Genomic DNA, 7,906 nt, shown 5'->3' on the forward strand with positions numbered 1-7,906 from the left:
GCCCGCGCCCGCGGCGAAGCGCTGGGCTCCGTCGAGCGCGCCGTCAGCGAGGGCGGTCATGCCGTGGCGGAACTCGTTGCGGAGGGCGGCGGTCTCGTCGAGGCCGTCCTGTTCCAGCACCGACATGCGATCCGAGCGCAGGCAGGTTTGCGGGAGGGCGGCGAGCTGGGCGGCGAGTTCCTCTGCGGCGCGGCGGGATTCGCCGGGCGGGACGACCTGGGTGACCAGGCCGATCTGCAGGGCCTCCGCCGCGCCGACGGCCCGGCCGGTGAGGATGAGGTCCAGGGCGCGGCCGGTGCCGATGATGCGCGGCAGGCGGATGGTGCCGCCGTCGATGAGGGGTACGCCCCAGCGGCGGCAGAACACGCCGAAGGTGCTGTCCTGCTCGGCGATTCGCAGATCGCACCAGAGCGCGAGTTCGAGTCCGCCCGCCACGGCGTAGCCGGAGACGGCGGCGATGACGGGCTTGGACAGCCGCATGCGGGTCGGACCCATGGGCCCGTCGCCGTCCTCGGCCGCGCGATTGGACCGTTCGGTGCCGAGCGCCTTCAGATCCGCCCCGGCGCAGAAGGTGCCGCCCTCGCCCCACAGCACCGCCACGGCGGCGGTCGGGTCGGCGTCGAATTCCCGGAAGGCGTCGGCCAGCGCCGCGGCCGTGGGTCCGTCCACGGCATTGCGGGCTTCGGGGCGGTGCAGGATCACGGTGGTCACGGGGCCGTTGCGTTCGACTCGTACGCTCACGGGACCGACCATACGCCGTACACACGACCGTGCACATACCCTTGCGCGAAGAAATGAATCCGTGCTTCACTTCTTTCGTGGCGTATCGCAGAACCCCCGCTGTGCAGGCCCGTTTGGACGCCCAGGCCGGGGCGATCGTGCGGGCCGCCATGAAGGTGCTCTCCGAACAGGGATTCGCCGGACTGTCCATGGCCACCGTCGCCGCCGCGGCCGGTGTCGCCACCGGCACCGTCTACAAGAACTTCAGCGGCAAGGCCGAACTGGTGACCGCCGTCTTCCGCGAGGTCGTCACCCGCGAGGTCACCGCCGTGGCCGACGCCAGCGCCGACGGCGGCGTGGTGGAGCGGGTCACCGCCGCCGTGGAGACCTTCGCCGGACGCGCCCTGAAGAATCCCAAACTCGCCTACGTACTGCTGGCCGAACCGGTGGACACCGCCGTCGACACCGAGCGACTGCGTTTCCGCCGGGCCTTCGCCGACACCTTCGAAACCGCCGTGGCCGACGGCGTCGCCAATGGCCAACTGCCACCGCAGGATCCACGCACCAGCGCCACCGCCCTGGTCGGCGCGATCGGTGAGGTGCTGGTCGGCCCGCTGGCCCAGGAGCTGCCACGCGAGACGGTGCTGCCCGATCTCGTCGCCTTCGCACTGCGCGCCCTCGGCGTGCGGGCATCCTCGACATAGGAGTCACCCATGCACACCCACGACGTGTTCAACCAGGTGCCGAACATCGTCCCCTTCGACAACTCTCGCAATCCCGCGCTGCTCGAGGGCCTGCACCGCGAGGGTGCGGGCTGGGCCGAGGACGAGGTGCGCGAGCTCGGCGCGCTCGCCGGAGGGGCGCGGGCGCAGGAGTGGGGACGGCTGGCCAACGACTATCCGCCGGTGCTGCGCACCCACGACCGCTACGGCCACCGGGTGGACGAGGTCGAATTCCATCCGCACTGGCACGATCTGATGCGGGTGGCGGTGGAACACGGCCTGCACGGCACGCCCTGGCAGGACGACCGCGCCGGTGCGCACGTCGCGCGCGCCGCCAAGTTCTACACCTGGGGTCTGGCCGACGCGGGCCATATGTGCCCGATCTCCATGACCTACGCGGTGATTCCGGCGCTGCGGCACAATCCGGAACTCGCCGCGAAGTACGAACCGCTGCTGGCGTCGCGGGTATACGACTACGGCCTGCGGGAGCCGTCCGGCAAGGCCGGTCTGATCGCGGGCATGTCCATGACCGAGAAGCAGGGCGGTTCCGACGTCCGCGCCAACACCACCACGGCCACACCGCAATCCGACGGCACGTACCGCATCGTCGGCCACAAATGGTTCACCTCCGCGCCGATGTCGGACATGTTCCTGACCCTCGCGCAGGCCCCCGGCGGCCTGTCCTGCTTCCTGCTGCCGCGCGTGCTGCCGGACGGTTCGCGCAATCCCCTTCGCCTGCAACGGCTCAAGGACAAACTGGGCAACAAGTCCAACGCCTCCTCGGAGATCGAGTACGAGAACGCCACCGGCTGGCTGGTCGGCGCGGAGGGCGCGGGCGTGAAGACCATTATCGAGATGGTCAATATGACCCGCCTGGACTGCGTGATCGGCTCGGCCACCGGCATGCGCGCCGGGGTGGTGCACGCGGTGCACCACGCCCGCCACCGGGACGCCTTCGGCAAGAAGCTGATCGACCAGCCCGCCATGCGCAATGTGCTGGCCGACCTGGTGGTCGAATCCGAGGCCGCCACCACCGTCATGATGCGGCTGGCGGGTGCGACCGACCGCGCCGCGACCGATCCCGCCGAGGCCGCGCTGCGCCGGATCTCCCTGGCCGTCACCAAGTACTGGGTGTGCAAGCGTTCCCCCGCGCATGCCGCCGAAGCGCTGGAATGCCTGGGCGGCAATGGCTACGTGGAGGATTCCGGGATGCCGCGGCTGTACCGGGAGGCCCCGCTCATGTCCATCTGGGAGGGCTCCGGCAATGTGGCGGCCCTGGATGCCCTGCGCGCCATGGGACGTCAGCCCGAAACGGTCGAGGCGTATTTCGACGAGGTGTCACGGGCGCGCGGGGCCAACCCGCACCTGGATGCGGCCATCGACCGAATCGGCAAGGAACTCACCGATCTCGCCGATATCGAGTACCGGGCGCGCCGCGTGGTGGAGTCGATGGCGCTGGTGCTCCAGGGCGCGCAGTTGGTGCGGCACGGCAACGCCGCGGTCGCGGACGCCTTCTGCGCCACCCGATTCGGCGGTGACTGGGGCGTCGCGTTCGGCACCCTGCCGACCGGCATCGACACCGAGGCGATCCTGCAACGCGCCTACGTGAGCTGATCCGGGCGGTATGCGGTCGGGCATACCGCGAAAGCGCGCTTCGCTCGGATCCTCGACGAGGACGGTGCCGCCGTGGTTGCGGACCTCCTTGGCACCCGTCGCGCCATCACTGCCCGAACCGGTCAGCACGCAGGCGATGGCCCGGGATCCGTAGCGGTCCGCGACGGATTCGAACCGCACATCCGCGGAGGGGCGCACGAAATGCCCGGGTTTCTCGTCGGACAGCGAGAGTTCCCCGTTCGACCCCACCCGCAGGTGACGAGCGGGCGGAGCCAGATACACCGTGCCCGGCTCGATCCGCTCCCCACCGCGCACCAGCCGGACCGGCAGCCGGGACCTGCGGGCGAGAATGCCGGTGAGCAGGGTGGGATGGCGCGGGTCGAGATGCTGCACCAGCAGCACCGGCACCGGCAGGTCGGCGGGCAGGCTGCCGATGACATGGGTCAGCGCGGCGGGGCCGCCCGCGGATGACGCGATGGCCACCACATCGAAGTTCGAGGTGTGGGGCGCTGTGTCCACGATCCGATCGTCCCCGGTGGGCGTCGTGTCCGACCAGGGCACAAAGACCTCGTCGACTGCCTCGATGGCCGGTTCGCCGGGTGAGGAAGAGCACGGCCCGCAGATGCTGTGTCGACCGCACGGGCGGCAATAGATTGGGGGTACGCGCTCGACGGGGAGCGCGGCAACGCGGGGTTAGGACGGCGTTCGATGGGTGAGTACACGCAGTTCATCGCACTTCCGGCGGAGCGCCTCTGGGAAGTGGTGGGGGACCCGAGGCAGTGGCCGCGGTGGAATCCGGCGGTCACGTCGGTGACGTTGGCCGGGCCGCCCGCGGTGGGTGTGACGGGCGGGTATCTGCCGCGAGGGCCGGTCTACGAGGCGGTACACAAACGCTTCGCCGATCCGTTCACGATCACCACGGTGGTGCCGGGCCGACGCCTGGTGCTCGAGCAGCCCGAACCCGCCGGGACCATGCGGGTGGAGTGGACGCTCACACCGCGGACCGGCGGGACGGTGGTCGGGCAGCGGATCACCTTCGTCGGCATGTCGGCGGCGGTGGCGCGGACGGTGGTCGGTGGTCTGCTGGAGGCCGATGCCCGCGTCGGATTCGCGCGACTGGCTCGGGCCGCCGGACTGGAACCCGCCGCGGACGCGCTCACGGTGGTGATCGCCGGGGGCAGTGGTGCGCTGGGCCGGAGCCTGGCGACGGATCTGGTGTGCCGGGGGCAGCGGGTGACCGTACTCACCCGGCGTGCGGACGCGAGCTTGCCGTTCACCCAGGTGGAGTGGGACGGCCGTGGCCAGGGCGAGTGGGTCGCGGCGCTGCGCGGTCCTGGGCGGACCGCGCTGGTGAACCTGGCGGGCAAGCTGGTGGACTGCCGTCCGACCGAACGGAATATCGCCGTACTGCGCGACAGCCGGGTGGATTCCACGGCCGCACTGGTCGCGGCGTCGAAAACCCTGGACCGGCCGCTCGACTACTGGGTGCAGGCCAGCACCACGGCCATCTGGTCGGATGCGGGGGAGACCCGCTGCACCGAACGCACGCCGCTGCCGGTCGGCCTGCCGCAGATGACGGGCGTCGCCGAACCGTGGGAGCGGGCCTTCGACGGGGCCGCGGCCGAACACCGGACGATTCTGCGCACCTCCATCGTGTTGGATCCCGACGCCCCCGCCGTGCGCAGGCTGGCGACGCTGACCAAGGCGGGGCTGGGCGGCCGGGTCGGCAGCGGCGAGCAGTGGTTCAGCTGGATCCACCGCGAGGACTGGCTGGCCATCGTCCGGGCCGCCCTCGGAATGACCCCGGAGGTCACGCTGCCCGACGGAATCCTGGTGGCCGCCACCGATTTTCCGGTGCGCAACCGGGAACTCATGGCCGCGCTGCGGCGTCGCCTGCACCGGCCGCCCGCACCACCCACCCCGGCGGCCGTACTGCGGATCGGCGCGGTGGTGCTGCGCACCGACGCGGCCCTCGGGCTCACCGGCCGCCATGCCACCTCGGAGGTACTGCGGCAGGCCGGATTCCGCTTCCGCTATCCGACGCTCGACGAAGCTCTGGCCGAGATCCTGCCGGGCTGAACCGGATACGGGCGATCGCCCGATAGCGCCACGGCACACCCGTCCCTAGCGTTGGTGTGTTCGTCGGAGGGAGTCGCAATGGGCAGGGAAGCCATCGTCGTCGGTGGCGGTATCGGGGGCCTGGCGGCGGCCCGCGCGTTGGGGCTGCGCGGGTGGGAGGTCGCGGTGCTGGAGAAGGCCCGTGACTTCGGTGCGGTCGGTGCGGGAATCTCGATCTGCCCCAACGGTCTGCGCGCCCTGGACGCCCTCGGGCTCGGCGCTGTCGTCCGGGCGCGTGCGTTGGCGGAGACCACGGCGGGCATCCGCACCCCCTCGGGCCGCTGGCTGTCGCGCACCGACACCCGAGAGTTCGAACGCCGCTTCGGTCCCCTCGTCGTCCTGCATCGGGCCGATCTGGTGGACAGCCTGCGGGCCGCCGTCCCCGATCATGCCCTGCACGTGGACACCGAGGTGGAGGAGGTGCGCACGGTCGGAGCCAAGGTGGAGGTGGTGCACCGCCGCGGTACCGTGCGGGCCGATCTGGTGATCGCCGCCGACGGTCTGCACAGCTCGATCCGCACGCGACTATGGCCCGACGCGCCGCGCCCCCGCTACGTCGGATACACGGCGTGGCGGCTGGTTGTCTCCCCGCCGCGGCCGGTGCGCTCCGGCGGGGAGACCTGGGGGCGCGGCCAACGGATCGGGCTCGCGCCGCTGCCGGACGGTCGGGTCTATCTCTATGCCGCCGCGAGTGTTCCGGCCGGACAGTGCGGCGACGAGGGTGAGCTGGCGGAGCTGCGACGTCGCTTCGGTTCCTGGCACGACCCCATTCCCGAACTGTTGGCGGCCGCCACCGAGTCGGCGGTGCTCCGACACGACATTCTCGAACTGCCGCATCTGGCCAGCTTCGCCAACGGCCGGATCGCGCTGCTCGGCGATGCGGCGCACGCCATGACACCGGATCTGGGTCAGGGCGCGAATCAGGCCCTGGAGGACGCCCTCACGCTGGCGGCCGCGCTCGACTCACACCAGGAGACCGCCGCCGCACTCGCCGCCTACGACCGCGCGCGGCGTCCCCGCGTGCAGGGCATCGCCGAGCGCTCCCATCTCATGGGCGCACTCGCGCAGCGGCATTCGCTCCCGGCCGTCGCGGCCCGGAATCTGGCATTGCGGCTGCTCCCGGGCCGGGTGATGCTGAACTCGCTGGCACCCACGCTCGACTGGCATCCACCCCGCTGATCGCTGTCTGCTCCGCTGCGGGCTGATGCTGCTGCGGGTCGCTGCTGTAGCGGGCTGATGCTGCTGCGGGCTGGTGCCGTAGCGGAGGTCGCGGCCGAATCCCGGCTGCCCCCGCCAGCTCCGAACATTCGCTTACCGGACGCCCCCTGGTATCGATCGCCGCCCGCCACGGCCGATTAGGGCATTCGCCCGATACCGGCGCGACCGCCGTCTTCCTAGTCTGGTCAGCGGCGGTACGGCATCCCTCGCCGTGCCGCCGATCCGTGTGGCGAGGCGGCCTCCCCCGAATTCGACGTCCGCCTCGTCACCACGGTCTCGGTCCGGACCGTCACGGGCTCAATTCAGCTCCAGGCGGGCCAGTTCCACTCGATTGGCGACCCCGAGCTTGCGGAAGACCCGCGACAGATGATGTCCCACCGTCTTCGGGCTCAGGAACAGGCGGGCCGCGATCTCCCGATTGGTGCCTCCGGTCGCGGCGAGCCGCGCCACCTGCAGTTCCTGCGGTGTCAAAGCCGCGACGGATTCGCGGCCGGTGGCCGCCACCGCACCCGCGGCACGCAGCTCCGCGCGCGCCCGCTCCGCCCAGGAGTTCGCGCCCACCCGGTCGAACGAGTCAGCGGCCGTGTGCAATTCGGTGCGCGCGGCGGCGAAGCGGTGCTGGTGGCGCAGCCATTCGCCGTACAACAGACCGGTGCGGGCCCGGTCGAACCAGCGACCCGCGGCGGCATGCAGCTCCAGGGCTCGGGTGTAGGCATCCGGGTCGTCCGTCAGTACCGCCCGCCCGCGCAGCAGCAGCGCCTCCGCCCACGGGGCCTCCAGTGCCGCGGCCCAGATCCGCAGGGCTTCCAGCGGTTCCCGGGCCCGCTCCGGCCGGCCGGTGCGCACCGCGGCCTCGATGCGGTCGGCGTAGACGGACAGCCACTGGCCGTGCCGATTCATCGGGGTGCGGTCCAGGGCCTCCATCCGGTCCAGTGCGGATTCGAAGTCTCCGCGGGCCATATCCAGTACCGCCACCGCCCAATCGAATTGGGTGCGGTGCATGGCGGCGATAGGCGGCCCCTGCCGGTACCTCTCGACCAGCTCCAGGCAGCGTGCGGCATCGCCCATCGCGGCGGCGGTCAGTGCCAGTACCGCGGCCGCGTGGGTGCCGCGCACCGGCTGCTCGGCATGGTCGCCGAGCTGGGCGGCCTCGGTGGCCAGCAGCTCCGCCTCGCGAAACCGCCCGGCCATGAATTCCACCTGGGCCACGCGTGATTCGACAGTGGCCAGCCAGCCCGCCGCACCCTGGGCGCGGCAGTCCTCGGCGAGTTCGGTGAGCAGGTCGCGGGTGGCGTCGGTATCGCCGAGCACGATCGCCTGCGTCGACAGCGCCAGGCGCACCACCGGATCCCGCTGCCGCAGCTCGGATGCGGTGCCGCGGTTGCGGCGCAACAGCGCGATGCCATCGGTCGGATCGTCGGCGTACAGTCCCAGCGCGCCGTCGTAGGCGAGCAGGAAACGGTCGCGGTCCCGGCTCGGCGGCAGCTCCCGCAGCTGGTCGCGCGCGTCCCGCA

At 71.5% G+C, this 7,906-nt stretch carries 7 protein-coding genes; 5 read left to right on the plus strand and 2 right to left on the minus strand.

Annotated features, from left to right (window positions below; genetic code table 11):
• Positions 1–753: crotonase/enoyl-CoA hydratase family protein (locus QK444_RS28135; RefSeq protein ID WP_282785165.1), on the minus strand; the 753-nt coding region annotated here is incomplete at its 3' end.
• A 65-nt stretch (positions 754–818) separates the two neighbouring features.
• On the opposite strand from QK444_RS28135, the gene QK444_RS28140 reads away from it, so the two are divergent.
• The 5 genes from QK444_RS28140 to QK444_RS28160 all read left to right on the plus strand — a co-directional run bounded on the left by QK444_RS28140 (position 819) and on the right by QK444_RS28160 (position 6,353).
• Positions 819–1,424, plus strand: coding sequence for a TetR/AcrR family transcriptional regulator (locus tag QK444_RS28140; RefSeq protein ID WP_282785166.1), 606 nt, complete (start codon positions 819–821; stop codon positions 1,422–1,424).
• Between the two features lie 9 nt (positions 1,425–1,433).
• Positions 1,434–3,056: an acyl-CoA dehydrogenase family protein gene (locus QK444_RS28145; protein WP_282785167.1), complete on the plus strand. Its 1,623-nt coding sequence runs from the start codon at positions 1,434–1,436 to the stop codon at positions 3,054–3,056.
• A gap of 255 nt (positions 3,057–3,311) precedes the next feature.
• Positions 3,312–3,527: a hypothetical protein gene (locus QK444_RS28150; RefSeq protein ID WP_282785168.1), complete on the plus strand. Its 216-nt coding sequence runs from the start codon at positions 3,312–3,314 to the stop codon at positions 3,525–3,527.
• A gap of 237 nt (positions 3,528–3,764) precedes the next feature.
• Positions 3,765–5,135: a DUF1731 domain-containing protein gene (locus QK444_RS28155; RefSeq protein ID WP_282785169.1), complete on the plus strand. Its 1,371-nt coding sequence runs from the start codon at positions 3,765–3,767 to the stop codon at positions 5,133–5,135.
• A gap of 78 nt (positions 5,136–5,213) precedes the next feature.
• Entirely contained in the window at positions 5,214–6,353 is a 1,140-nt protein-coding gene (locus tag QK444_RS28160) for an FAD-dependent monooxygenase (protein ID WP_282785170.1), read from the plus strand.
• A 336-nt stretch (positions 6,354–6,689) separates the two neighbouring features.
• Here the strand turns inward: QK444_RS28160 and QK444_RS28165 are convergent.
• Positions 6,690–7,906: LuxR family transcriptional regulator (locus QK444_RS28165; protein ID WP_282785171.1), on the minus strand; the 1,217-nt coding region annotated here is incomplete at its 5' end.

It is taken from the genome of Nocardia sp. CC201C (assembly GCF_030010695.1).
Lineage (GTDB): Bacteria > Actinomycetota > Actinomycetes > Mycobacteriales > Mycobacteriaceae > Nocardia > Nocardia otitidiscaviarum.

Excerpts from the sequence above, each read along its gene's own strand:
- QK444_RS28145 (WP_282785167.1), top strand. The coding sequence starts at position 1,434 with ATGCACACCCACGACGTGTTCAACCAGGTGCCGAACATCGTCCCCTTC.
- QK444_RS28155 (WP_282785169.1), top strand. The coding sequence starts at position 3,765 with ATGGGTGAGTACACGCAGTTCATCGCACTTCCGGCGGAGCGCCTCTGG.
- QK444_RS28160 (WP_282785170.1), top strand. The coding sequence starts at position 5,214 with ATGGGCAGGGAAGCCATCGTCGTCGGTGGCGGTATCGGGGGCCTGGCG.